General features: G+C 41.8%; 19 protein-coding genes and 1 pseudogene. 14 read left to right on the top strand and 6 right to left on the bottom strand.

Annotation, left to right across the window (positions count from 1 at the left end):
* Positions 1-6: 6 nt before the first annotated feature.
* Genes spoT through recG form a run of 3 tightly spaced genes read left to right on the top strand, consistent with a single transcriptional unit; the run spans position 7 to position 4,957 of the window.
* Positions 7-2,124, top strand: a complete 2,118-nt coding sequence (gene spoT, locus PSE83_RS11000; protein ID WP_004262666.1) for a bifunctional GTP diphosphokinase/guanosine-3',5'-bis pyrophosphate 3'-pyrophosphohydrolase — start codon at positions 7-9, stop codon at positions 2,122-2,124.
* Between the two features lie 22 nt (positions 2,125-2,146).
* Positions 2,147-2,860 carry a tRNA (guanosine(18)-2'-O)-methyltransferase TrmH gene (trmH, locus tag PSE83_RS11005; protein WP_036958596.1) on the top strand — a complete coding sequence of 238 codons (714 nt, stop codon included), beginning with the start codon at positions 2,147-2,149 and terminating at the stop codon, positions 2,858-2,860.
* A gap of 15 nt (positions 2,861-2,875) precedes the next feature.
* Positions 2,876-4,957 carry an ATP-dependent DNA helicase RecG gene (gene recG / locus PSE83_RS11010; RefSeq protein ID WP_096863550.1) on the top strand — a complete coding sequence of 694 codons (2,082 nt, stop codon included), beginning with the start codon at positions 2,876-2,878 and terminating at the stop codon, positions 4,955-4,957.
* A 97-nt stretch (positions 4,958-5,054) separates the two neighbouring features.
* On the opposite strand, the gene gltS is transcribed toward recG, so the two are convergent.
* Positions 5,055-6,269, bottom strand: a complete 1,215-nt coding sequence (gene gltS, locus PSE83_RS11015) for a sodium/glutamate symporter (RefSeq protein ID WP_004262677.1) — start codon at positions 6,267-6,269, stop codon at positions 5,055-5,057.
* Positions 6,270-6,504: 235 nt separating this feature from the next.
* Between gltS and PSE83_RS11020 the strand changes: the two genes are divergently transcribed.
* Complete coding sequence (locus PSE83_RS11020; protein ID WP_036958597.1) at positions 6,505-7,893, top strand: uracil-xanthine permease family protein; 1,389 nt, start codon at positions 6,505-6,507, stop codon at positions 7,891-7,893.
* A gap of 126 nt (positions 7,894-8,019) precedes the next feature.
* On the top strand, positions 8,020-9,777 hold the full coding sequence (locus PSE83_RS11025) for an AsmA family protein (protein ID WP_164564316.1): 1,758 nt from the start codon (positions 8,020-8,022) through the stop codon (positions 9,775-9,777).
* Between the two features lie 76 nt (positions 9,778-9,853).
* On the opposite strand, the gene fabY is transcribed toward PSE83_RS11025, so the two are convergent.
* From fabY to yihX, 3 genes are all read right to left on the bottom strand, one after another.
* Positions 9,854-10,768 (bottom strand): fatty acid biosynthesis protein FabY, encoded by a 915-nt coding sequence (gene fabY, locus PSE83_RS11030; RefSeq protein WP_036958598.1) that lies wholly within the window; start codon positions 10,766-10,768, stop codon positions 9,854-9,856.
* Between the two features lie 23 nt (positions 10,769-10,791).
* Positions 10,792-11,229 (bottom strand): D-aminoacyl-tRNA deacylase, encoded by a 438-nt coding sequence (gene dtd / locus PSE83_RS11035; RefSeq protein ID WP_004262693.1) that lies wholly within the window; start codon positions 11,227-11,229, stop codon positions 10,792-10,794.
* A 61-nt stretch (positions 11,230-11,290) separates the two neighbouring features.
* Positions 11,291-11,905 carry a glucose-1-phosphatase gene (yihX, locus tag PSE83_RS11040; protein ID WP_004262697.1) on the bottom strand — a complete coding sequence of 205 codons (615 nt, stop codon included), beginning with the start codon at positions 11,903-11,905 and terminating at the stop codon, positions 11,291-11,293.
* A 351-nt stretch (positions 11,906-12,256) separates the two neighbouring features.
* On the opposite strand from yihX, the gene PSE83_RS11045 reads away from it, so the two are divergent.
* Positions 12,257-12,859, top strand: coding sequence for a hypothetical protein (locus tag PSE83_RS11045; RefSeq protein WP_004262700.1), 603 nt, complete (start codon positions 12,257-12,259; stop codon positions 12,857-12,859).
* Positions 12,860-12,940: 81 nt separating this feature from the next.
* Here PSE83_RS11045 and typA read toward each other — a convergent pair whose 3' ends face one another.
* Positions 12,941-14,764, bottom strand: coding sequence for a ribosome-dependent GTPase TypA (gene typA / locus PSE83_RS11050; RefSeq protein ID WP_004262702.1), 1,824 nt, complete (start codon positions 14,762-14,764; stop codon positions 12,941-12,943).
* Between the two features lie 433 nt (positions 14,765-15,197).
* Between typA and PSE83_RS11055 the strand changes: the two genes are divergently transcribed.
* Positions 15,198-16,007, top strand: coding sequence for a PadR family transcriptional regulator (locus PSE83_RS11055; protein WP_232062758.1), 810 nt, complete (start codon positions 15,198-15,200; stop codon positions 16,005-16,007).
* Between the two features lie 146 nt (positions 16,008-16,153).
* Positions 16,154-16,552, top strand: coding sequence for a hypothetical protein (locus tag PSE83_RS11060; protein ID WP_036958599.1), 399 nt, complete (start codon positions 16,154-16,156; stop codon positions 16,550-16,552).
* A 25-nt stretch (positions 16,553-16,577) separates the two neighbouring features.
* Here PSE83_RS11060 and PSE83_RS11065 read toward each other — a convergent pair.
* Positions 16,578-16,799: pseudogene (locus PSE83_RS11065) on the bottom strand (colicin Z C-terminal domain-related protein); the annotation flags it as partial.
* Between the two features lie 503 nt (positions 16,800-17,302).
* Between PSE83_RS11065 and glnA the strand changes: the two are divergent.
* From glnA to PSE83_RS11095, 6 genes are all read left to right on the top strand, one after another.
* A complete protein-coding gene (gene glnA / locus PSE83_RS11070) occupies positions 17,303-18,712 on the top strand; it encodes a glutamate--ammonia ligase (protein WP_004262716.1) in 1,410 nt (469 codons plus the stop codon).
* A 156-nt stretch (positions 18,713-18,868) separates the two neighbouring features.
* Positions 18,869-19,918, top strand: coding sequence for a nitrogen regulation protein NR(II) (gene glnL, locus PSE83_RS11075; protein ID WP_004262719.1), 1,050 nt, complete (start codon positions 18,869-18,871; stop codon positions 19,916-19,918).
* Between the two features lie 9 nt (positions 19,919-19,927).
* Complete coding sequence (gene glnG, locus PSE83_RS11080) at positions 19,928-21,400, top strand: nitrogen regulation protein NR(I) (RefSeq protein WP_004262724.1); 1,473 nt, start codon at positions 19,928-19,930, stop codon at positions 21,398-21,400.
* A gap of 552 nt (positions 21,401-21,952) precedes the next feature.
* Complete coding sequence (locus PSE83_RS11085) at positions 21,953-22,483, top strand: fimbrial protein (RefSeq protein ID WP_164564313.1); 531 nt, start codon at positions 21,953-21,955, stop codon at positions 22,481-22,483.
* 57 nt (positions 22,484-22,540) lie between these two features.
* Positions 22,541-23,209 (top strand): fimbrial biogenesis chaperone, encoded by a 669-nt coding sequence (locus PSE83_RS11090; RefSeq protein WP_036958627.1) that lies wholly within the window; start codon positions 22,541-22,543, stop codon positions 23,207-23,209.
* Positions 23,210-23,234: 25 nt separating this feature from the next.
* Complete coding sequence (locus PSE83_RS11095; RefSeq protein WP_272660852.1) at positions 23,235-25,757, top strand: fimbria/pilus outer membrane usher protein; 2,523 nt, start codon at positions 23,235-23,237, stop codon at positions 25,755-25,757.
* The last annotated feature ends 1 nt before the right edge of the window (position 25,758 follow it).

The following is a 25,758-nucleotide window of genomic DNA, read 5'->3' on the forward strand; positions in this document are numbered from 1 at the left end:
TCTGCCTTGTATCTGTTTGAAAGCCTTAATTTAGTCATTCAAAAGTATCTTCCTAAAGAACAAATTGAATTACTAAGAAAAGCCTATGTTGTTGCTCGGGATGCCCATGAAGGACAGACCCGTTCAAGTGGTGAGCCTTATATTACTCACCCAGTTGCTGTTGCTTGTATTCTTGCTGAGATGCGTTTGGACCATGAAACACTAATGGCAGCGCTACTTCATGATGTGATTGAAGATACTCCAGCGACATTTCAAGATATAGAAGAATTGTTTGGTACCACCGTCGCCGGTCTCGTCGAAGGTGTATCCAAACTAGACAAGCTCAACTTTCGCGACAAAAAAGAAGCCCAAGCAGAAAACTTCCGCAAAATGATCATGGCGATGGTAAAAGATATCCGTGTCATTTTGATAAAACTGGCAGACCGCACTCACAACATGCGCACGTTAGGGTCACTTAGGCCCGATAAACGTCGGCGCATTGCACGTGAAACCCTTGAAATATATAGCCCGTTAGCCCACAGGCTAGGTATACACCACATCAAAACAGAGCTTGAAGAGCTGGGTTTTGAAGCGTTATATCCCAACCGTTATCGTGTTATTAAGGAAGTCGTCAAGGCTGCTCGCGGTAACCGAAAAGAGATGATCCAAAAAATTCTCTCGGAAATTGACGGTAGGCTAACCGAGGCAGGAGTTCCTTGTCGCGTAAGTGGCAGAGAAAAACACCTTTATTCCATCTATCGCAAAATGCACCAAAAAGAGCAACGTTTCCATTCCATTATGGATATCTATGCTTTTAGGGTAATTGTAAAAGATGTGGATACTTGCTACCGCGTTTTAGGCCAAATGCATAGTTTATACAAACCGCGTCCGGGGCGTATTAAAGACTATATTGCTATCCCTAAAGCCAACGGTTATCAATCGCTACATACCTCATTGATTGGGCCACATGGTGTTCCTGTCGAAGTGCAAATTCGCACAGAAGACATGGACCAAATGGCTGAGATGGGGGTTGCTGCGCATTGGGCCTATAAAGAGCAAGGTGAACAAGGTACAACGGCACAAGTTAGAGCTCAACGTTGGATGCAAAGTCTACTTGAGTTACAACAAAGTGCAGGTAGCTCGTTTGAATTTATTGAAAGCGTTAAATCGGATCTATTTCCGGATGAAATCTACGTTTTCACCCCAGAAGGCCGTATTGTTGAATTACCTACCGGTGCAACACCTGTTGACTTTGCCTACGCAGTACACACGGATATTGGTCATGCTTGCGTGGGCGCGCGCGTTGATCGCCAGCCTTACCCACTTTCGCAATCCCTTACGAGTGGCCAAACTGTCGAAATTATTACCGCGCCAGGCGCACGGCCAAATGCAGCATGGCTCAATTTTGTTGTCAGCTCAAAAGCGCGGGCCAAAATTCGCCAGTTATTGAAAAATTTAAAACGTGAAGATTCTATTAATTTAGGTCGCCGTTTACTCAACCATGCGCTAGGGGCAGGAAATAAACTCACTGATATCCCTCAAGCCAATATTGATGCGGAATTGGCACGCATGAAGCTGCACTCTATCGATGATTTGCTTGCTGAAATTGGGTTGGGTAATGCAATGAGTGTGGTTGTCGCACGTAACCTACAGAACAATCCACAAAATACACCTGAAGAACAAGTGTTAGTTGAAAGCCGGAATAAACTCTCTATCAAAGGTGCTGATGGTGTTTTAATCACCTTTGCAAAATGTTGTCGCCCTATTCCTGGTGACCCAATTGTTGCACATATTAGTCCTGGTAAAGGTCTCGTTATTCATCATGAATCCTGCCGCAACATTCGTGGTTATCAAAAAGAACCTGATAAATTTATGGCTGTTGAATGGGACAACGACACTGATACCGACTTTATCGCTGAAATTAAAGTGGATATGATTAATCACCAAGGTGCTTTAGCGAATTTAACTGCCGCCATTAATGACGCCAATTCAAGTATTCAAAGTATGAATACAGAAGAAAAAGATGGCCGTGTATATTGCGCTTTTATTCGCCTTACAACTAAAAACCGAGTTCAATTGGCAAATGTGATGCGGAAAATCCGTATTATGCCTGACGTTCTACGTGTTAGCCGAAACCGTAATTAACGACCATACGTAATTAATAACTATGAATGAACGCCGCTATCGCCGCATTTGCCAAATGATGGCGATGCGGCAACCTGACCTAACTCTCTGCCTCGAAGAAATTCATAAACCGCACAATGTTTCTGCGATTGTACGCAGTGCGGATGCCGTAGGGATCCATCAAATTCATGCTATTTGGCCGGACCAACAAGTCAAACTGTCCGTTTCTTCTGCTGCGGGGAGTAATAGCTGGGTTAAAATTATTTCACACACATCCACCGAAGAAGCAATTGCCCACATAAAATCACAAAATATGCAGGTTTTGGCGACTAACTTATCAGAACATGCCGTTGATTTTCGTGAAATTGATTATACTTTGCCAACTTGTATTATGATGGGGCAAGAAAAAACAGGGATTTCACAACAAGCCCTCGCACTGGCTGATAAACACATTATCATTCCAATGGCTGGCATGGTGCAATCTTTGAACGTTTCCGTTGCTTCTGCACTGATTTTATATGAAGCCCAACGGCAACGGCAGCAGGCGGGTATGTACAAGCGTGACCATTGCTTACTCTCACCAGATGAACAACAAACTTGGTTATTTGAAGGAGGTTACCCTGTACTGGCTGAAGTTGCTAAACGTAAGGGACTTCCTCGCCCATTTATCAATAACCAAGGGCAAATTGAAGCTGATGACTCGTGGTGGGCACAAATGCAATTAACCGAAAAAATGAAAAGACGGCAGTTTGGTTAAATAAAAGGAAATAACATGAATAATGGGCTACTTGATACCATTTCACTGACTTCATTGCACGGAATTGGAGCAAGCCAGTCAGAAAAAATGCGTAAAATCGGTTTGAACACCGTTCAAGACCTTCTTCTTCATTTCCCATTACGCTATGAAGACCACACCCGTCTATATCAAATAAAAGATCTCCTCCCCGGTACGACCGCAACAATTACCGGTGAAATACTGCAAACTAAAGTGGTATTCGGCCGCAAAAGAATGATGACCTGCTTGATTTCCGATGGCACAGGTAACCTCACCTTACGTTTTTTTAATTTTTCAGCTGCAATGAAGAATAACTTAGCAGAAGGAAAACAGGTCACCGCCTATGGGGAAGTTCGCAGAGGAAATACAGGGCCAGAAATCATTCACCCCGAATATAAAGTCTCCCAAGACACCAGCAATATCAGCTTACAAGAGAACTTAACACCTGTTTACCCAACCACGGAAGGTGTTCGTCAGGCCACTTTACGCAAGGTAATGGAACAAGCGCTAAGGTTACTTGATAGCGGAAAAATAAAAGAATTGCTTCCAGAAGAGCTTAGCCGTGGAATGATAAGCCTACCAGATGCCATTCGCTTATTACACAATCCACCACCGAATGTCGCTTTGATTGAACTGGAGAAAGGGCACCATCCTGCCCAGAAACGGCTTATACTCGAAGAGCTTTTAGCACATCACCTCAGTATGCTAGCCATCCGTGCAGGCAACGAACGCCTATATGCCGAGCCGTTAACAACAAGTGGTCAATTAAAATCACAGTTACTCGCACAATTACCTTTCTCGCCAACAAATGCACAAAACCGTGTTGTTAGCGAAATTGAAGCAGACCTCGCCAAAGATGCCCCTATGATGCGTTTGATTCAAGGGGATGTAGGGTCAGGAAAAACGCTTGTTGCAGCCTTAGCGGCCGTTTGTGCCATCGAGAATGGCAAACAAGTAGCTTTGATGGCTCCCACCGAAATTCTTGCAGAGCAACATGCCAATACATTCAAACAATGGTTAGAGCCTTTAGGCATTAAAGTGGGTTGGCTAGCGGGCAAACAGAAGGGTAAGGCACGTCAGGCTCAGCAAGATGCCATCGCAAGTGGAGAAGTTGCGATGGTTGTTGGAACACACGCTATTTTCCAAGAGCAAGTGAGCTTTAAAGCGCTGGGGCTTGTTATCATTGATGAACAACATCGCTTTGGCGTTCATCAGCGGCTCGCTCTGCGTGAGAAAGGTGAGCAGCAAGGGTACCACCCTCATCAATTGATCATGACCGCTACGCCAATCCCACGGACACTGGCGATGACAGCGTATGCAGACTTAGATACCTCTGTCATCGATGAGCTTCCTCCGGGCCGTACGCCTGTCACTACTGTCGCCATCCCAGACACTCGCCGTAACGATATTATTGAACGCGTTCGCCAAGCCTGTATTGAAGAAGGTCGCCAAGCCTATTGGGTCTGTACACTCATTGAAGACTCTGAATTATTAGAAGCACAAGCGGCTCAAGTGACCAGCGAAGAACTCGCACTGGCACTACCTGAATTAAAAGTAGGCTTAGTCCACGGGCGAATGAAACCTGCTGAAAAACAAAGCATTATGGCGGCTTTTAAAAGGAATGAAATTCAACTGCTTGTGGCTACAACGGTCATTGAGGTCGGTGTTGATGTGCCTAATGCCAGTTTGATGATCATTGATAACCCTGAGCGCCTTGGTTTAGCTCAATTGCACCAATTGAGAGGGCGAGTTGGCCGTGGAGCTATCGCATCTCACTGCGTATTATTATATAAGACACCGCTAACCCACACCGCTAAACAACGGCTACAAGTGTTGCGGGACAGCAATGATGGCTTTGTTATCGCACAAAAAGATCTCGAAATTCGCGGGCCTGGGGAATTATTAGGCACTAGACAAACAGGAAATGCAGAATTTAAGGTCGCTGATTTGTTACGTGACCAATATATGTTGCCAGAAGTGCAACGCCTCGCTCGCCATATTCAACAAAACTACCCAGAAAATGCACAACAACTTATTGAGCGCTGGTTACCTGAGCGAGAACAATACAGCCACGCTTAAGTTTTATATCTTCTTTTTATCCATTCCTTAAAATGAAAATTGCCGTGAATATTTTCACGGCAATACCTGCTTAACTTGATTTATTATTAAATAAAAACTATCCCGCAATAGTTGGGAATAGTGGCAACATTAAATACAATTTAATGACTATCGCATTAACAATATCAATGAAGAATGCCCCAACCATTGGGACCACAAGGAACGCAAGGTGAGATGGACCCAACCTATCCGTTACCGCTTGCATATTCGCAATCGCTGTTGGCGTAGCCCCAAGACCGAAACCACAATGCCCCGCAGCTAAAATAGCGGCATCATAGTTTTTCCCCATCACACGGAAGGTAACAAAAATTGCATACCCTGCCATTACACAAGCTTGTACAGCAAGAATGATGATCATTGGAATGGCCAGTGATGCTAATTCCCAGAGCTTCAAGCTCATTAAAGCCATCGCTAAGAATAATGATAGGCTCACGTTACCCATAACAGAAACGGCGCGGTCAAACACTCGGTAAAAACCAAGCAGTGATAGGCTATTGCTTAAAATAACACCAACAAACAGTACACATACAAATTTAGGCAGTGCAAAAGGAGTATCGGCTAATTCACCTGCAATATAACTTCCTATCAGCAAACAGATAGCAATCAATGCAATAGTTTCAATTAAAACCATTGACGTGATCATGCGCCCTGATTGAGGCTTCTCAAATGCAGTTGGCACATCTTTATCATCTTCTGCCGTTCCTGGCGTTGGAATATTACGTGTTAGAAAACGTGCAACAGGTCCGCCAATTAAGCCACCAAGAACGAGTCCAAATGTAGCACACGCCATTGCAACTTCTGTTGCACTTTGGAAACCATAATTTTCAGTGAAAATTTTACCCCATGCCGCACCAGTACCATGGCCGCCAGATAAGGTAATTGAGCCAGCTAACAGCCCCATTAAAGGGTCTAGCCCCAATAATTCAGCAAGGGCAATCCCCACTGTGTTTTGGACTAGCAATAAGCCTACAACCACAAAAATAAATATAAACAATGCCTTACCACCAGCTTTCAAGCTAGCAAGGTTGGCATTAAGACCAATTGTGGCAAAGAATGCCAGCATCATAGGTTCTTGCAGTGATAAGTCAAAAGAAAGGCTCCAGTCAAATAATTGTTTAAGCAATAAAAGACTAAAAGCAACTAACAACCCACCCGCAACAGGTTCAGGGATGGTATATTTTTCAAGAAAAGGGACTGATTTTACCAGTTTACGCCCAAGCAATAATACTAAGGTAGCAGCTACCAGTGTACCGTAGACATCGAGATGATACATTCACGTACCTCGTCTGTTGTTAAAATTATCAAAAACTAGTTAGACGTTAATTTCTTCCTTAAAACGCCAAAAGCAGGTTGTAGGATTAGAAAAAAAAACTGTTATAAATACAAGTTAAAATATATATAAATGTGACGACACTATTTAACTAATGAATATATTTTTTAAAAGCAAACGATTGCTTTTTAATTTCGACACATTACAATGCGTTTTTTGTTGGCGAGAAATGAAGGCAATGAATACTGCGACGTCTGAAAAGCAAACTACTGAAGCGACCATACACACGCAAAGCGAACTTATTTACAAATTAGAAGACCGTCCACCGCTGCCGCAAGCTTTGTTTGCTGCCGGGCAACATCTTCTGGCGATGTTTGTCGCTGTTATTACCCCAGCGATGCTGATTTGTCAGGCTCTGGGGCTGCCAGCTCACGATACTCAGCGCATCATTAGTATGTCTTTATTTGCCTCCGGTATTGCTTCTTTAATTCAAATTCGTGCATGGGGCCCTATTGGCTCAGGCCTACTTTCGATTCAAGGAACCAGTTTTAACTTTGTTGCACCGTTAATCATGGGAGGTGTTGCACTCAAGCAAGGTGGGGCTGATATCCCATCCATGATGGCAGCTTTGTTTGGTACTTTACTCGTAGCCGCATTAACCGAAGTGATTCTTTCACGTTTTCTACATCTAGCCCGTCGAGTCATTACACCACTGGTTTCTGGTGTCGTTGTCATGATCATCGGCTTATCTTTAATTCAAGTCGGCTTGACCTCCATTGGTGGTGGTTATGGTGCGATTAGCGATAATACCTTCGGTTCACCAGATTACCTGATTTTGGCTGGGGTTGTTTTAGCGGTTATTATTTTACTTAATCGGCAGAAAAACCCTTACTTACGTGTCGCATCTTTAGTTATTGCCATGGCCGTTGGTTATATTGCAGCTTGGTGGATGGACATGTTGCCAAATGCGCAACCAATGGAAGCCAATCAGCCAATTATTACTGTTCCTGAGCCTTTCTATTATGGCTTATCCTTCGACTGGAACCTGTTGATCCCATTAATTCTCATTTTCATGGTGACTTCCTTAGAAACGATAGGTGACATTACCGCCACTTCTGATGTATCAGAACAACCCGTTCGTGGCCCTTTATATATGAAACGAATCAAAGGTGGCGTACTTGCCAATGGTTTGAACTCGATGGTCTCAGCGGTATTTAATACTTTCCCTAACTCTTGTTTTGGGCAGAACAACGGTGTTATCCAATTAACAGGGGTGGCAAGTCGCTATGTCGGTTACATTGTTGCTTTAATGTTAGTGTTATTAGGGCTATTCCCTGCGGTTGCAGGCTTTGTACAACAAATCCCTGAGCCCGTATTAGGCGGAGCAACCATTGTGATGTTTGGTACCATTGCCGCTTCAGGAGTGCGTATCGTGTCTCGTGAGCCACTCAATCGCCGCGCCATCATGATTATAGCCCTTTCTCTCGCCGTGGGTATGGGTGTGTCACAGCAACCCTTGATTTTGCAATTCGCGCCTGACTGGTTAAAAACATTATTTTCTTCAGGTATTGCTGCGGGTGGTTTAACTGCAATTGTTCTGAATTTAGTCTTCCCTCTCGAAAAATAACCTTTCATTCTAGCCGCCAGTGTTGAACACTCTGGCGGTTTTTCTGTATGCTATCCTTAAATTGTCGTTATATTAGACGGTTTCTTCCTGTGTCTATTCGTTCACAAACCAAAGGAGCAGTAAACTGTGAAATGGTTAATCAAATTTACTACCTATGCACTTTTGTTACTGCTGCTATTGTTTATTTTTACTTATATCGGGCTACAAACCCGTTGGGGCGCATCCTACTCCAGTCAATTTTTAAGTAAATTTACCGATTACGATATTGATGTGGGAATTATGGGGCATGAGTTTTCTAACCCCGGTGAGTTCATCTTCCAAGATGTTAAGTTAACGGCTAAAAACAGTGACCTATCTTTAGATTCACGGCAAGTCGTGGTTGATGTTAATTGGCTAAACCTATTTAGTGGCACCGCAATAAAACGTTTGGTTATCACTCAAGGGACATTATCTACAACAGTCTCACCAAACACGGTGTTGTTCCCTATTTCCGCGACTATTTTGCAATTTGAAAATAGCCAGATTACGCTTAAAAAAGGCAATGATACGGTACAAGTCGCCGGCTTTACGGGAGGAATGACCCCTTGGAAACCCACCGAAAACACTCCTTTTGGTTACGGTGATTTTCGATTTACCTCTAACCAATTAAAATTCAATGACCTTGCATTCAAGAATATTGCCATTACTGGTAAATTACAGCAGCAAGGAACAGAAATAAGCCAAGCCAGTGCCTACTTAAATAATGGCTATATTGCGGGCACTGGGAAGGTACTTAATGATGGCTCTATCATGGTTGACTCCCTCACCATGAATAAAGTTGGCTGGGAAAATAATGTTGATTTCGATTCACTATTTGATGCAATAACGAGTGATAAATCACTACAAGTCAAAAAAGTAGAACTAACCAATGTTGATATTCAAGGTAAAGATTGGGCACTTTCTGGCTTAAGCACCGAAATTGACCAACTCAGCTTCGTTAGAGGCAGCTGGACTAGCCCTAAAAGCAGCATTAGCTTTAATGTCGACCAATTCGTCGTGAAAGACCAGCAGCTGAGTACCTTAATTGGAGAGCTGAATATTAACGGTGATAACCTCAATATCAGCAAGTTATCAGGTTACTATAATAAAGGCATTTTTAACCTCAGTGGGTCTTGGCAACGCAATAATCAAGTACTCACTATCGATGAAGGTAAACTTGCGGGTATCTTATATACCTTACCTGAAAATTGGTTGTCCTTCTTCGCGCAACCAACGCCAGCGTGGTTGTCCGGTTTAAATATTAAGAAATTCACCCTTTCCCAATCACTTTTGATGAATATCCAGCCGCAATTTCCTTTCGAGTTGACGGCATTAAGCGGTAATATTGAAAATGTTGATTTAATCAAACAGAAACAATGGGGAATTTGGAGTGGTAAAGCGACATTCAATGCAGATAGCGGCACAATCAACCAAGTTATAGTGCGCCGTCCATTTGTCGAAATACGCCAAAGTGGTAAATCCTCGGCGGCAGCGAGCTTAACGGTCAGTACTGATAAAGGTATCAGTAAAATTGGCTTGCTGGTAAAACAAGAGCCCAAAAAAGTCCCCTTCTTACTCAGGGCATCAGGTTCTAATATTGACCTCGTCGATTTAAACCAATGGGGTTGGGCAGGCTTCCCAGCTCAAGTTATCGGTGACTTTGATGCGACATTACAAGGGGACTTACTCGCCCCATCAGTGGCAAAAAGTTTGAATGGGGAATTGATGGCCATACCATTGCAAGGTAAACGCCTATTCCGTACCGTTGTTAACGGGGTTGTCACTTCTTCAGTAGAGTCCGAAGCCGATTTACAGCCTACCGAGCCTTCTTTGGTAGAGCCGCTCCCCGCTCTTAGCAATCCATAGAAACTATCAATCCATAGAAATACAAAAGGCAGGTCAATCATACCTGCCTTTATCTTTTAATTTTCAATAAACAACGTTACTTTGCGGGCTCTACAGGTAACACCATATAGACACCACTGAATACAGCGCCCACTTTACCATCGGGGTTACTGACTTCGACTTTCAGTTTTACTCGCGCTTTGCTACCCCGAGCTAAACGGTCAAGGTCACCGCTCATATTAGCTAAGTCCGCAGTTGCTGTAGGCCTGCCACTTACAGGTTTACCATAACGAATACTGGCATCGACCAATACAATATCGCCACCAAGCTGGTGTTCTTGCATTAACAGCCAAATCAGCCCCCATCCTGTCAGTGTGGCTAATGAAAATTGGCTCCCTGCAAAAATCGTTTCATGGGGGTTTTGATTGCCCGCCTCCGGCATGGTAGTAATAAAACGAGTCCCCGTGTATTGGTCGATTCGGACACCCATTTTTTCGCTTAATGGAATATACTTATACCAAGCTTGTTGTAACTCACCACACCAGTCTGGACGATGTAGAATTTGGTCTAATGTCTCAATGGGTTTGATCATCAAGTAATGGCGCACAGGTGTTTTTAACTGCCCAGCAACTTGCCCACGGTTCTCAAAGCCCATTTTATCGAAAAAGGGTACTGCTTCTTCACGAACACTGGATACGATGCGTTTGACGCCTTCTTGGCGTGCAACGGACTCTAGGGCCATGATAATCAATTTACCGAGTCCTTTACCTTGCATGGCAGGGTTAACGGCTAAAAAACGGATTGCTCCCTCGTTGTCAGCATTGATATATAAGCGACCAATGGCAAGAATACGGTTTTTATCATCCACGACCATTTGATGGTGTGCGGTTAAATCATAACCATCTTTTTCTGAACCTAGGGGTTGATTAAACGGTTTTCGCAACATTTCCCAGCGAAAATGGTAGTAAGTTGCAAATTCAATATCATCTTTCGGTGTACGTAAATGGTACATCGCTTCCCCCTTTAAAAATGAACTCACACTTGTAGCCAGAAGGTAACAGGGCCATCATTGGTTAAATTCACTTGCATGTCAGCGGCAAACTCACCGGTTTGTGTTTCAACCCCTTGTTGGCGGCTCTGTTCAACGAAGTATTGGTACAAAGCATCCGCTCTTTCAGGCTCTGCTCCCCCTGAAAAGCTAGGCCGCATACCTTTTTTAGTGTCAGCTGCTAAAGTAAATTGAGAAACGACCAAAAGGCTGCCTCCCGCCTGTTGAACATTGAGATTCATTTTCCCTTGTTCATCACTAAAAATACGGTAGCCCAGTACTTTTTCACACAAACGTTTGGCTTTCTGCTCATCATCATCTTTTTCAACGCCAAGCAAAACCAACAACCCAGCATTTATTTGCCCTACTATTTTCTGATCAACAGCCACACTCGCATGAGTGACTCTTTGGATTAATGCAATCATGATGACTCTTTACAAAAAGATGGAGCAACGTTAGCCGTTGCCCCACTATAAAATCAGGATGTTATTCAACTTCTGCACTAAAATCGTAAGTGCGAAAATATTCAGGAATGGTGTCTTTATCCACAACATGAATACTACGAATACCAAGGGATTCTGCGGCTTTTACATTTTCTTCGACATCATCAAAGAAAATAGCATCTGCAGCATCAAACTCTTCTGATTGCAGTACATATTTGTAGATTTCAGGATCAGGCTTACGCATGCCTAAATCTTGGGACAGATATAGGAAATCGGAGGAGGCTGCAATTTCTGGGTAGTGTGCTGGCCAGTAGTCTAGATGTAGACGGTTGGTATTCGATAAAACCACCACTCGGTGCCCTTGCTCACGCAGGCGTTCCATAATATCAATGACTTCAGGTCTTAACGAAATAAAAATAGCGTGCCAGCCTTCAGCAAAGTCTTCAAAGCTTAGAGTGATGTCCATTTCTTCACAAAGCAGCTCAGCAAACTCGATGTCTGAAATTTTTCCACACTCATGTAATTGAAAGATATTACCAAAAGTAAACCGTGATTTGATCTCTTCACTTGGTGTACCACTGAGTTCAGACCATTTATCAAATACACGATTAAAGTCGATATCAATAATCACATTACCCATATCGAAGATATACAGCATAAATTTTCCTCATTGTTATTCACTAAATTTACTTTAATCATTATTCACGCAACTGAACAGCCCTAATTAGTGATAATTCACGTTATTTTGTCAATTTATCGATTAAGCAATCCACACTTAGCGCAATTAATGAACAACAAACCAGACGATTTGTTCCATTAATGAGAAAACGCTTTTTATCCCAAAGGTGCTATTTCACACAGCACTATCGGTTTTTGATACTAAATGTTAAGTCCCTCCATACGCTTTTTGCATAATAGTTTTTACGTAGCAAGCCATGCCACAAGCAATGTGAGCTGATATCTATCCGATATCAGTAATAAATAAATCTTAAAATATAAAAGTCATACTATGAAAATAGATAAAACAATCTCTTGGCCGATTGCTATTCTGTGGGGAAGCTTATTTTTAATTCCATTATTTAATACTATCCCTCTGGATTTTAATATCGACCTTACAACAAAAATTATTGAACATTTTCAATCTATTATTCTAATTATCAGTGCCATTTTCACTTGGTTTTATATGAAACCATTACAGCAAAAAAATCAGGGAATGAAATTATTTTGGGTGTGGGCAACTATCTGGTGGGTAACATTATTTGGCAGAGGAATAAATTGGGGGCGTGAATTTTTTCCTAATCTGGATCACTCTTACTTCAGGCTAATTTCTATCATCTTGATTGGCAGTTTAGTTTTGATGCTATTTGCTTCTTCATTAAGAAAAAGTATTATTTTTCACCTAAAAAACACAGCTATTCCACTTTGGAGCCTACTACTGACCCTGTGCGCTTTTGTGATTTCAGATAGTGTTGAACACCATAGATTTCTCAGTTCAGTTTTCCTATATCATTCTGAACTACAAAGCCTTATCGAAGAATTATACGAAATCCCTTTAATTATCGGACTGTTTATTTCGTCGCTGTATTTTATGAAAAAAGACAAGACATTATAAACCTTATAAATAAGTAAGGCGCCTTTCGGCGCCTTACTGGATAACTACAATGACGTAATCAACAACATCACGTAACGATAATTAGTCTTCTTTAGAACGGTTTGCACGACGGCGATCGTTCTCAGTCAAGTGGCGTTTACGCAGACGGATAGACTGCGGAGTCACTTCAACTAACTCGTCATCATCAATGAACTCTAGTGCTTGTTCCAGAGTCATTTTAATTGGTGGTGACAGTGTTGTTGCTTCATCAGTACCTGACGCACGCATGTTAGTCAGTTTTTTACCCGTTAAGCAGTTAACGGTTAAGTCGTTAGAACGTGAGTGAATACCGATGATTTGACCTTCATACACTTCAGCACCGTGACCTAAGAACAGCTTACCGCGGTCTTGCAGGCTGTATAGCGCATAAGCAACTGCTTTACCTTGACCATTGGAGATCAGAACACCGTTTTGGCGGCCGCCGATTTCGCCTGGGCGAACATCATCGTAATGACTGAATGTTGAATACAGTAAACCAGTACCTGATGTCATTGTCATGAATTCAGTACGGAAGCCAATCAGACCACGGCTTGGGATCACGTAGTCAAGACGTACGCGGCCTTTACCGTCTGGCATCATGTCGCGCAGGTCACCTTTACGCTCACCTAAAGCTTTCATGATGTCGCCTTGGTGCTGTTCTTCAACGTCTAAAGTCACTTGTTCGAATGGCTCTTGTTTACGGCCATCGATTTCACGAATGATAACTTTTGGACGCGATACTGCTAATTCGAAACCTTCACGACGCATGTTTTCAATCAGAACAGATAAGTGAAGCTCACCACGACCAGAAACACGGAATGCGTCTGGATCTTGAGTTTCTTCAACACGCAGTGCAACGTTGTGAACCAATTCTTTATTCAAGCGGTCAAGGATCTGACGTGAAGTCACGAACTTACCTTCTTTACCGCAGAATGGTGAGGTATTAACACAATAGAACATGCTAACTGTTGGCTCATCAACCGCTAACGCAGGCAATGCTTCAACGCTACCGACTTGGCAAATGGTGTCAGAAATGTTCAGTTCACCTAAACCTGTCAGAGCAACGATATCACCCGCTTCAGCTTGTTGTGAATCAATACGCTCTAAACCTAAGTGAGTCAGAACTTTACCAATTTTACCGTTACGAGTTTTACCTTCGCTATCGATAACTGTTACTTGTTGGTTAGGCTTAACAACACCACGTTTGATACGGCCGATACCGATAACACCTAAATAGCTGTTGTAATCCAATTGCGAAACTTGCATTTGGAATGGACCGTCGATATCCACTGCTGGTGGTGCAACATGTTCCACAATCGCTTCATACAGTGGAGTCATGTCTTCAGCCATGTTTTCGTGGTCAAGGCCTGCGATACCGTTTAATGCAGATGCATAAACAATAGGGAAATCGAGTTGCTCATCCGTTGCACCTAAGTTCACGAATAAGTCGAATACTTGATCAACAACCCAATCAGGGCGTGCGCCTGGGCGGTCAACTTTATTGATAACAACAATAGGACGTAAACCGTGGTCGAACGCTTTTTGCGTTACGAAACGAGTTTGTGGCATTGGGCCATCCATCGCATCAACAACCAGCAGTACGCAGTCAACCATAGACATAACGCGCTCAACCTCACCACCGAAATCGGCGTGACCTGGGGTGTCTACGATATTGATATGATAACCATTCCATTGGATAGCGGTATTTTTAGCAAGGATAGTAATACCACGCTCTTTCTCCAAGTCATTGGAGTCCATAACACGCTCATCAACAGTTTCACGTTCACCGAACGTGCCTGATTGCTGCAATAATTTACCAACCAGTGTGGTCTTGCCATGGTCAACGTGAGCGATGATGGCGATGTTTCTTAAATTTTGAATTGACAAGGATTTTTACCGTTTAATTGACAGGAAAGGAATATGCTTACTGAGCCGTTATTCACACCCAAAGCATACTTTCTACGTTAATTTGCTGTTATTTTACACGTTTTTCCGCACAAGTGGAATAAATGTGAAACCCATCACTGTATAAAAAGTTTTTAGCGAAAAAACATTCAGTTGCGTAACAGTGCCAGATTCCCTCACAAAATAATGAGCATCATCTCTGCGAAACCACGAAGTGACAGAATAATACGCTAAAAACTTAATATTCGCAGCCCAAAAAAAGAACAAAAAATAGACTTTCTTTCTTAACTGCCAGTTTAAATATCTTTTTGCATTATTTAGATATATCTAAATTGACTAATTAGATATATCTAAATATAGTAAAACCATAAAATAAATTCGATATATCTAAAGTTACAAACTAAGGAGTAACTATATGCTAATTAAATCTTGTCGTCATGTATATTATGCACGCCATGATGAAAATCAACATGGCCACCGCGGTGGATGTTGTCACAATGAAGACCGTCATAGTCATGGACACGACGAGCACTGCCACGGCGAAGGCCGTCATGGTCATGGGTACGGTGAACGCTGCCACGGTGAAGGCCGTCATGGTCATGGGCACGGTGAACGCTGCCACGGCGAAGGCCGTCATGGTCATGGGCACGGTGAACGCTGCCACGGCGAAGGCCGTCATGGTCGAGGCCATGGTGATGACAACCAAAGAGGCCGTGGAAGAGGTAAAGGCCTTCGTCGTTTATTCGACCATGGCGATCTTCATATTATGGTACTCTCGTTAGTCGCTAAAAAACCAAGCTATGGCTACGAAATTATCAAAGATATTCAAGAAGCCTCAAATGGCTTGTATGTTCCTAGCCCGGGGGTTATTTACCCAACGCTAACACTGCTTGAAGAACAAGGTTTCTTGGAGTCTCAGATTGTTGAACGCAATCGCAAAAGTTTTACGATTACACCTGAAGGCTCTGCCCATCTAGCTCAAAATAAAGAAATTGAAGCGGTTATTGCTCGTAAGCTGGCAAAAGCACGTGATATGCAACAAGGCAGTAATTTAGCAGAAGACATTGAGGTGGCAGTCAGTCGCTTTAAAGCTTTATTACGTCACAAAATGGTTTTAAAACAACTAAATGAAGAGCAAACTCGCCAAATTGCCTCAATCATCAATGATGCAGTAAAACAGATTGAAGAAGTGAATACGTTATTAACCAATAGCGATGATGAATAATGCAAGAGGCCCATATTCTTTGTTATATGGGCTTTCTTTATATATACGAGTTCTACTCCTCTCGCACATCAGAATAAATAACATGAAATTTTCTGTTTATGGTATATATTATAAAAAATTTAGCCTTTGGAATAATAATAACATTTATGAACAATTCAAAAAAAATTTTTTTTGTTTCATCTATCGCAATTATAACGGGACTATCGCTCATTAGTTGCAAAATTAAAAGCGATAACATTTTATCTTACTCTACAAATAATTCATCTTTTCAATTAGATAAAGAGTGTATCGAATCATATCAGGATGAATCAAAAAATAATGAACATACTGTTTTTATAACGCTTAGCAATACAAATAATTGCCGACCTAAATTATATGAGTTTCTAACAAAAAATAAAAATGAAAAAATGAATGTTTATTTTAACAACGTTCTTATTCAAAAAGATATTCATTTAGGAAACATCCATTCATTAGATGATGGTTTTTATCAAAATCTAAATAATCAATCTAATTTAGATTTATTTAAATCTTTGATGAATAATTAAAGTTAGCATGAAGCAACTTTTATATTTAGTACCTGACCTCTATCGTCAGCCCGACTGGATGGCTCTTAAACCTAATTCGGTCTTGTCCTGCCCCATTATTTCCATTAATTCTATATGAGCCTGGCCCCATAGTGTGAATGGTTCTATCACCTGAATTGGTTACATATTGTATTTCAGCATCAAATGTTGATTGCAGACTTGATACTGCATTAAATGAAACAGTATAAGCGCTATTCCCTACGTGCGTATGGAGATTAACCTACGGTCCCCATACTAGTGGTGGTGCCCAACCTTGAGATCTTGCCATATATTTATTCCCCCATTAACTATGTCGTCACTTTTTCACATGAGTATTATGTAAAGTGCAAAAAATATATTTAGATTCAACTCAAAATGTTGCTCAAATATATCTTTATTAATACTGACATAAGCAAAGAACATAAAATATTACATTTATTATGAATGCATGACATAAATGATCCGCGTTTAAATTAGCACCAAAATAGTGCAAACATCCAACAAGAAGCACCAAAATAGTGCAATTCATGCCTATTTTTAACTCAATCGATTGACATTCCTTCGTAACAATCAGTATTTACTATAATTAAAAAGTTGGCACGCTTTTCGCTTATCTATTTATAGAGCGCGTGCTACCTATTTATATATGACTAACACGCCAGACAAACAACAAACATATTATCAATATGATAGCCTGTGATTTGTTGATTAGACCCGACCAGGAGAGCCGAGATGTCCGCTGAACATGTTTTATCGTTAATTAAAGAGCACAATGTTAGATTTATTGATCTGCGTTTTACCGACACTAAAGGTAAAGAGCAACACATCACTATCCCTGCTCATCAAGTTGACGAAGACTTCTTTGAAGAAGGCCAGATGTTTGATGGTTCATCTATTGGTGGCTGGAAAGGCATCAATGAGTCAGACATGGTATTAATGCCAGACCCATCAACTGCAATGTTAGACCCGTTCTTTGCCGATATCACGTTGATCATTCGCTGCGATATTTTAGAGCCGGGCACGATGCAAGGTTATGACAGAGATCCACGTTCAATTTCAAAACGTGCGGAAGATTTTCTGCGCTCAAGTGGAATTGCCGATATCGTCCTGTTTGGGCCAGAACCTGAATTTTTCGTTTTTGATGACATTCGTTTTGGCAACAACATGCATGGTAGTTACTACCATATCGATGATATCGAAGCGGCATGGAATACGGGAACCAAATACGAAGGTGGTAATAAAGGCCATCGCCCTGCAGTAAAAGGCGGTTATTTCCCAGTTCCACCGGTTGATTCATCACAAGACCTACGTTCAGCCATGTGTACCACAATGGAAGAGATGGGCTTAGTTGTTGAAGCTCACCACCATGAAGTGGCGACAGCTGGCCAAAACGAGGTTGCGACCCGCTTTAATACTATGACGAAAAAAGCGGATGAAACTCAAATTTATAAATATGTTGTTCACAATGTTGCACATGCCTACGGTAAAACAGCCACCTTTATGCCTAAACCTTTAGTGGGCGATAACGGCTCTGGTATGCACTGCCATATGTCTTTATCTAAAGGTGGCGTTAACCTGTTTGCAGGTGACAAATATGGCGGTTTATCCGAAATGGCGCTGTACTACATCGGTGGTATTATTAAACATGCACGTGCACTGAACGCATTTACTAACCCAACAACTAACTCATACAAACGCTTAGTTCCGGGCTTTGAAGCACCTGTAATGTTGGCATATTCTGCACGTAACCGCTCTGCTTCGATTCGTATTCCAGTCGTTGCGAGCACTAAAGCACGCCGTATTGAAGTTCGCTTCCCAGACCCAGCAGCTAACCCATATTTAGCGTTTGCGGCTCAGTTAATGGCAGGCCTTGATGGCATCATTAACAAGATCCACCCTGGTGATGCGATGGACAAAAATTTATATGACTTACCACCAGAAGAAGCCAAAGAAATTCCAACAGTTTCTGGCTCTTTAGACGAAGCATTAGCGGAATTAGATAAAGACCGTGAATTCTTAACCCGTGGTGGCGTATTCACTAATGATGCTATCGATGCATATATCGAATTAACCCGTGCCGACATCCAACGTGTTCGTATGGCGCCACACCCTCTCGAATTTGAAATGTACTACAGTGTGTAACACGCCGTTCCACTGTTAGTCTTTGTTGCCGTGAAGCACTTGCCCCATCTTTTGATGGGGCCTTTTATCTCTAACGTATTTACGCAACAAAAATCAAATATCGGTTGTTTGGTCTATCAGGTATAATGCACCAAAATAGTGCAGGAGCAACATTACATGAAAACCGAACATTTGCCAGCACCGGAACATATTCTCGACTCACTCATTAATAGCGTGCTAATTTTGGATTACGACTTGGTTATCCATTACGCCAACCATGCTGCACTCCAGATCTTAACCCAAAGCCAGCGCAAGCTATACGGTACGCCACTGCCACTATTATTCAGTTATTGTTCGCTCAATGATGAACTCATGCTCAATAGCTTAAAAGATGGCCATAGTTTTACCGAGAACGAAGTCACCTTAGTATTTAACAACCATTCCCACGTGATGTCGTTCAGTGCACAGCCTTTTTCAGAGCAATTTATTTTAGTTGAGCTTTCACAATTAGATAGCCAACGGCGTTTGAGCCAAGAACTCGCACAGAATGCCCAGCAATTGGCTGCCCGCGAACTGATCCGTGGACTTGCTCACGAAATCAAAAACCCTCTCGGAGGTTTGCGAGGCGCTGCGCAATTGCTATCTAAAGCGTTGCCTGACCCACAATTAAATGAATATACTCAAGTGATTATCGAACAGGCCGACCGCTTGCGAGCATTGGTTGATCGGCTGCTTGGTCCACAATATCCAGGGCCAAAAACACAGCAAAGTATTCATCATATTATGGAAAATGTAACGCGGTTGGTGTCATTAGAAAAGCCCGATAATGTGACACTAATTCGTGACTATGACCCAAGCCTGCCCGAATTAGAGTATTACCCAGACCAAATCGAGCAAGTGCTGCTAAATATCACCCGAAACGCCTTACAAGCCCTCGCCGAAACGGGAGGCTATATCACTTTGCGTACACGAACGGCTTTTCAAGTCACACTACAAGGTGAACGTTATCGATTAGCTGCACGTATTGATATTGAAGATAACGGTCCGGGTATTCCATTGGCAATTCAGGATACATTATTTTATCCCATGGTGAGCGGACGGCCTGATGGCACAGGGCTTGGCCTATCGATTGCTCGCAGTTTAGTTGACCAACACGCAGGAAAAATCGAATTTACCAGTTGGCCAGGCCACACTGAGTTTTCCATTTATCTACCAATTAAGAAATAGGAGATAACCATGACGCAGGGAAAAATTTGGGTGGTTGATGATGATAGTTCCATCCGTTGGGTACTTGAGCGTGCATTAGATAATGCAAAATTCGCTTGCACCTGCTTTGACAGTGCGGATGCTGTACTCGCCGCATTAGAAAATTCACTCCCTGATGTGTTGTTATCTGATATCCGTATGCCAGGCACAAATGGTATTGAGCTTCTGAATACCATCAAGCAATCACACCCGCTTCTGCCGATTATTATTATGACAGCACACTCTGACCTTGATGCTGCCGTAAATGCCTACCAATCAGGGGCATTTGATTACTTACCAAAGCCTTTCGATATTGATGAAACCGTCGCATTAGTCGAACGTGCTCTGAATCATAGCCGTGAACAAAACCATACTAGCCGTGAAGCTAAGCAGCCTGCCCCTACAGTCTCTTCGACCATGATCGGGGAAGCACCAGCGATGCAAGAGGTTTATCGCATTATTGGCCGTTTATCACGCTCATCAATTAGTGTGCTTATTAATGGTGAATCTGGAACAGGCAAAGAGCTGGTTGCCCACGCGTTACATCAACACAGCCCTCGTGCTGACGCCCCTTTTATTGCATTAAATATGGCGGCTATTCCCAAAGACTTAATTGAATCTGAGCTATTTGGCCACGAAAAAGGCGCATTTACTGGGGCGACCCAAGTACGTCAGGGGCGATTTGAACAAGCTAACCATGGATCATTGTTTTTAGATGAAATCGGCGATATGCCCCTTGATGTACAAACTCGCTTGTTACGTGTTCTGGCTGAAGGCCAATTCTATCGTATTGGGGGTTATACCCCAGTCAATGTGGATGTACGGATTATTGCAGCGACCCACCAAGATCTTGAAAAACGAGTTAAAGAAGGCTTATTTCGCGAAGACTTATTTCACCGGTTAAATGTCATTCGAGTACAATTACCACCGCTACGTGAACGCACTGAAGATATCCCACGTCTCGCCGATTATTTTCTACAAAATACGGCAAAAGAACTCGGTGTCGAAGCTAAAGTTCTCCACCCTGACAGCGAAAAAATTCTTCAGCGCTATTATTGGTCAGGTAACGTTCGCCAATTGGAGAATGTCTGCCGTTGGTTAACCGTGATGGCAGCAAGCCAAGAAATTTTACCGCAAGATTTGCCCGATGATTTACTTGAAGAGCACCCACAACAAAATGCAGTGGTAAAATCATCGCAAGCTGATTCCATGCCAACACAATCATTGTCATCACAAAATCCTATTTCTGCAGCTCAGTGGTTTGAATTACTGGAAGAGTGGACCGATAACGCGTTAATAGAAGGCAAAGAAGACCTCTTTGCACAGACTATTCCCTTACTCGAACGTACAATGTTAAATTGCGCGTTGAAATACACCAATGGCCATAAGCAAGAAGCGGCCCGTTTATTAGGATGGGGAAGAAACACATTAACTCGAAAATTAAAAGAGCTAGGAATTGAATAACCCCCCAAACTTACTATCCTATTAAGATAGGCATGACTTAATTTATTATTTCATGCTTATCTTAATATTCAATAACGCCATACCAATCTACATCAAAAAAAGATATTAAAACGTTAAATAAATCACCATTAATGATGATTGGTTTCGGATGATACCTTTAATATAATACATTTTAGACTGTTTTTTGTTTTAAAATGAAATATTTAAAATGCAGCAATAATATTAAAATCCATCAAAACACATTATGAGTTAAACAATAACAAAAAGAACCAATTTAAAACTAATTTAACTATTTAATCTTTATTTTTATCTGCAATAAAAATCCCATAATTAAAAAATCAACATTTCTTAAAATATCCATAAAAAACTCCCAACTTATAATGTGAATACCAAATACAAGATATAAAAATAGCATCAAATAAGGACATTAAACCCAAATTACTCTCATATTGTTTATTTTTAAAATAAAAGTCAAAATACTCCCCGACTGAGTAACTGAATATTTTCACTGGCTCAATCACATCAAATAAATATCCTCTTGGAGAGTAAAAAATGAAAAAGAATGTCTTTGCCTATTTAATTGCGGCATCGTCTGTTTTTGCCATTAATAATGCATTAGCTGCTGATGGAACGATAGATTTTACAGGTGAAATTACCGATCAGGCTTGTCAGTTTGCAACCGGTTCTGATGCATTTACCGTAAACTTAGGGAAAATCTCTAAAACGGCATTACCTAGTACAGGTAGCACCGCAGCAGCAACTAAATTTACCATCAAATTAGAAAACTGCCCGCAAACCGTGACTAGCGCAACGGTTAAATTTGATGCCACCAGTTATGCAGGTGATAATAGTGTACTCCAGTTAACCGACCCTACTGCAGCGACAACGGCACAAAATGTTGGTATTCAAATTCAGGACGTTACAGGAACAATCGTTCCACTATTTACTGAATCTAGCGCGTATGCATTAAAAGAAAAGACAGTAAATAATTTAGATTTTACCGCTCGTTATATTGCAATGTCTAATAGCGTTGGCGTTGGTCAAGCAAACTCAACCGCAACCTTCACTATCAATTATAACTAATAGGCTTTTAGGGTTTAAATGGATTTAAACCTTATTCCTCTATTCAATGGTACTAATATGAAACGCTTAGTTTATTTTTTTATTTCTTCATTTTTATTGATTAATTTAGCCCATGCAGGCGTTATTATTGGCGGCACTCGTGTTATTTATCATGAGGGAAATAAGGATGTCAGTATTAGTGTCGAAAACCCTGATAAAATCCCTTATTTAATTCAATCATGGGTTGATAGCATTGATGAAAATAAGCAATCCGCATTTACTATTACACCTCCATTATTTAGATTAAACTCAGATAAAACCAATGCGCTAAGAATATTTTTAACAGAGAATACCTTACCGAAAGATAAAGAATCATTATTTTGGCTAAATATAAAAACAATCCCAGCAACGGAGCGAACAGAAAATTCATTGCAGATTGCCTTTAAAACGCAAATGAAATTAATTTATCGTCCTTCTGCAATTAAAAATGTTGATTTTGTTGAAGAACAAAAAAAATTAACTTGGTCAAAAACAGGCAATATGATTACAGTAAAAAACCCAACACCGTATTTTATGAATTTCCAAAGTATTACCTTCAACGGTAAAAAAGCGAATGACGTCTCTTATGCTGCACCGTTTTCTAGCACTTCTTTTGAGATTAACGATGCTGCGAATCATGGTACGGTGAAATGGGAAGTCATTAATGATTACGGCTCCGCATCTGAACTGGCTGAAGCGAAAATATAGCCCAAAATTGATTTAGGTTGTTAAAATGAGAATAAATAAAATATGCTTTAGCCTACTTATTTATTTAGGCTATACGGTACCTTTATACGCTGAAAATGCCATCGGCAATAATACAACAGAGGGAAATGTATATTTTGATCCTGATTTTTTAGAGTTGCCTAATAAAGATGCGGTCGATTTAAGTCAATTTGAAAATAACCAACAATTGGCTGGTAATTATTACGTTGATATTTATGTCAATACCAACTTAATCGGGGCAAAAAGTTTAAAATTTGATAAAAATACTGAAAACAAACTGGTTCCTTGCTTAACTTTGGATGATTTAAAAAGCTTTGATATTAAAATTGCAGATTATCCTGAGCTACAAAATAGCCAAACAGGCTGCGTCAATTTAGCAATCATTCCTGACGCAACAAGCCAGTTTGAATTTGATTCACAACGGTTATACCTCAGTATTCCGCAAATCGCGCTGGCGAAAAACCCGAGGGGTTATGTTGACCTTGCAGATATCGATAACGGTATTACCGCCCTATTACTGAATTACAGCTATAGCGGTTCTAAAAATACCGATCGTAAAGGTGGAGAAGACACCACCTCAAACTACGTCAATTTACGCCCCGGCTTAAATATTGGGGCATGGCGTCTGCGCAACTATACCACGTGGTCCAACAGCACAGGGCAGCCCAATAAATGGGATACTATTTATACTTACGCCTCCCGTGGGATCAACCGCATAAAAAGCCAACTAACCTTGGGAGACAGCGTATCTCCGTCAGACGTATTTGACAGTGTACCGTTTCGTGGGGCTCAGCTCGCCACCGATGATGATATGTACCCTGAAAGTCTGCGCGGCTATGCGCCAATTGTGCGTGGGATAGCCCGCAGCAACGCACAGGTCACCATTCGCCAAAACGGTTACACCATCTACCAAACTGATGTAGCAGCAGGCCCCTTTGAAATCACTGACCTCTACCCAACGGGCAGCAGCGGTGACTTGCATGTGACGATAAAAGAGTCGAACGGCAGCGAACAGGTGCAAATTGTGCCCTTTGCCTCACTCCCCGTGCTGCAACGTGAGGGTTATTTATCTTATAGCACCACCGCAGGTGAATACCGTTCATATGATAGCCATGTAGATAAAACCAAATTTGGTCAGTTCACTTTGGTATACGGTTTACCCTATGGCATCACTATGTTCGGAGGAAGTCAGTTCAGTGAAAAATACCAATCTTATTCGATAGGTGCTGGGCAAAACTTGGGGCGCTTCGGGGCGCTGTCTATTGATATTACCCAATCTCACGCCAAAATGCGTGATGACAGCAAAGAACGTGGTCAGTCTTACCGCTTTAGATATAACAAAAACCTCAATGATATCGGCACCAATATTGCTTTGGCAGGTTACCGCTATTCAACCCAAGGGTATTACAGTTTATCCGAGGTGTTTGACACCTTCCGTGATACCACCTACAGCCCTGAGATCGAACGCCGCCGTAATCGCGGTGAAATCACCCTCAGCCAAAACCTAGGGGATACTTACGGTTCTATTTCAATGGGTTATGTTAATGAAGACTATTGGAATAGTGACCGCAAAACACAGTCAGCAACCCTTGGCTATAACAATAGCTGGCAAGGGATCAGTTATGGGCTGAATTACACCTATAACAAGAATACCAGCAGCTATTCGCAGAGTGCTGGGGCAAAAAAATACAGTGATGAAGACCATTTATTTACTTTTTCGGTCAATATTCCGTTCAGTTTGTTTGAAGATACCGCCTACATTAACTTTGCCAGTAACCACAGTAGCCGAGACTCCAGTTCGAGTAGCATCGGTGTATCAGCATCTCACCTGAACAACCGTTTAAATTGGAGCATGCAACAAAGTTTAGCCGATCAGGGACAAGGCAGTTCTGGTAATGCGAACTCCACCTATAAAGGCAGGTATGGTGAAATTTCTGGTGGTGCGAGCTATAGCAAAGATAACTATAACCTGTACTACGGAACTAATGGCAGCCTTGTCGCCCACGCGGACGGGTTAGTGTTAGGGCAACAATTAGGTGAAACCGCCGCATTGGTAGAAGTGCCCGATGCAGGAGGTGTACCAATACTAAACCAAGCGGGTGTAGTGACCAATAACCAAGGTTATGCGTTAGTGCCATACGTGACAGCCTACCGTAAAAATACCATCAACATTGATACTTCGGCGTTACCTGACAACACGGAAATGGAACTCACCAGCCAGTCAGTCTCCCCAAGCCGTGGGGCGCTAGTGAAATCCAGTTTTAGCGCCAATGTCGGTTATCGTGCCATTATGAATTTAACCTTTGTTGATGGAAAGCCAGTGCCATTCGGTGCGCAGGCCATATTTAAAGATAACCCGCAGCTCAATAATCTCGTGGGTAATGATGGCGAAGTTTATTTATCCGGCTTAGCAGAGAGTGGGAACTTTATTATTCAATATAACGAGAAACAGCAGTGTCTGGTTAATTATAACTTAGCCGGTGTTTCGGATTATATGGGGTTATATAAAACTACTGCGGTATGCCGGTAAT

The organism is Providencia sp. PROV150 (assembly GCF_028481025.1).
Taxonomy (GTDB): domain Bacteria; phylum Pseudomonadota; class Gammaproteobacteria; order Enterobacterales; family Enterobacteriaceae; genus Providencia; species Providencia hangzhouensis.

What these genes read in the sequence shown, in the direction of transcription:
- trmH (WP_036958596.1), top strand. Translation starts at nt 2,147, where the DNA reads ATGAATGAACGCCGCTATCGCCGCATTTGCCAAATGATGGCGATGCGG.
- recG (WP_096863550.1), top strand. Translation starts at nt 2,876, where the DNA reads ATGAATAATGGGCTACTTGATACCATTTCACTGACTTCATTGCACGGA.
- gltS (WP_004262677.1), bottom strand. Translation starts at nt 6,269, where the DNA reads ATGTATCATCTCGATGTCTACGGTACACTGGTAGCTGCTACCTTAGTA.
- PSE83_RS11020 (WP_036958597.1), top strand. Translation starts at nt 6,505, where the DNA reads ATGAATACTGCGACGTCTGAAAAGCAAACTACTGAAGCGACCATACAC.
- fabY (WP_036958598.1), bottom strand. Translation starts at nt 10,768, where the DNA reads ATGTACCATTTACGTACACCGAAAGATGATATTGAATTTGCAACTTAC.
- dtd (WP_004262693.1), bottom strand. Translation starts at nt 11,229, where the DNA reads ATGATTGCATTAATCCAAAGAGTCACTCATGCGAGTGTGGCTGTTGAT.
- yihX (WP_004262697.1), bottom strand. Translation starts at nt 11,905, where the DNA reads ATGCTGTATATCTTCGATATGGGTAATGTGATTATTGATATCGACTTT.
- PSE83_RS11045 (WP_004262700.1), top strand. Translation starts at nt 12,257, where the DNA reads ATGAAAATAGATAAAACAATCTCTTGGCCGATTGCTATTCTGTGGGGA.
- PSE83_RS11055 (WP_232062758.1), top strand. Translation starts at nt 15,198, where the DNA reads ATGCTAATTAAATCTTGTCGTCATGTATATTATGCACGCCATGATGAA.
- PSE83_RS11060 (WP_036958599.1), top strand. Translation starts at nt 16,154, where the DNA reads ATGAACAATTCAAAAAAAATTTTTTTTGTTTCATCTATCGCAATTATA.
- glnA (WP_004262716.1), top strand. Translation starts at nt 17,303, where the DNA reads ATGTCCGCTGAACATGTTTTATCGTTAATTAAAGAGCACAATGTTAGA.
- glnL (WP_004262719.1), top strand. Translation starts at nt 18,869, where the DNA reads ATGAAAACCGAACATTTGCCAGCACCGGAACATATTCTCGACTCACTC.
- glnG (WP_004262724.1), top strand. Translation starts at nt 19,928, where the DNA reads ATGACGCAGGGAAAAATTTGGGTGGTTGATGATGATAGTTCCATCCGT.
- PSE83_RS11085 (WP_164564313.1), top strand. Translation starts at nt 21,953, where the DNA reads ATGAAAAAGAATGTCTTTGCCTATTTAATTGCGGCATCGTCTGTTTTT.
- PSE83_RS11090 (WP_036958627.1), top strand. Translation starts at nt 22,541, where the DNA reads ATGAAACGCTTAGTTTATTTTTTTATTTCTTCATTTTTATTGATTAAT.
- PSE83_RS11095 (WP_272660852.1), top strand. Translation starts at nt 23,235, where the DNA reads ATGAGAATAAATAAAATATGCTTTAGCCTACTTATTTATTTAGGCTAT.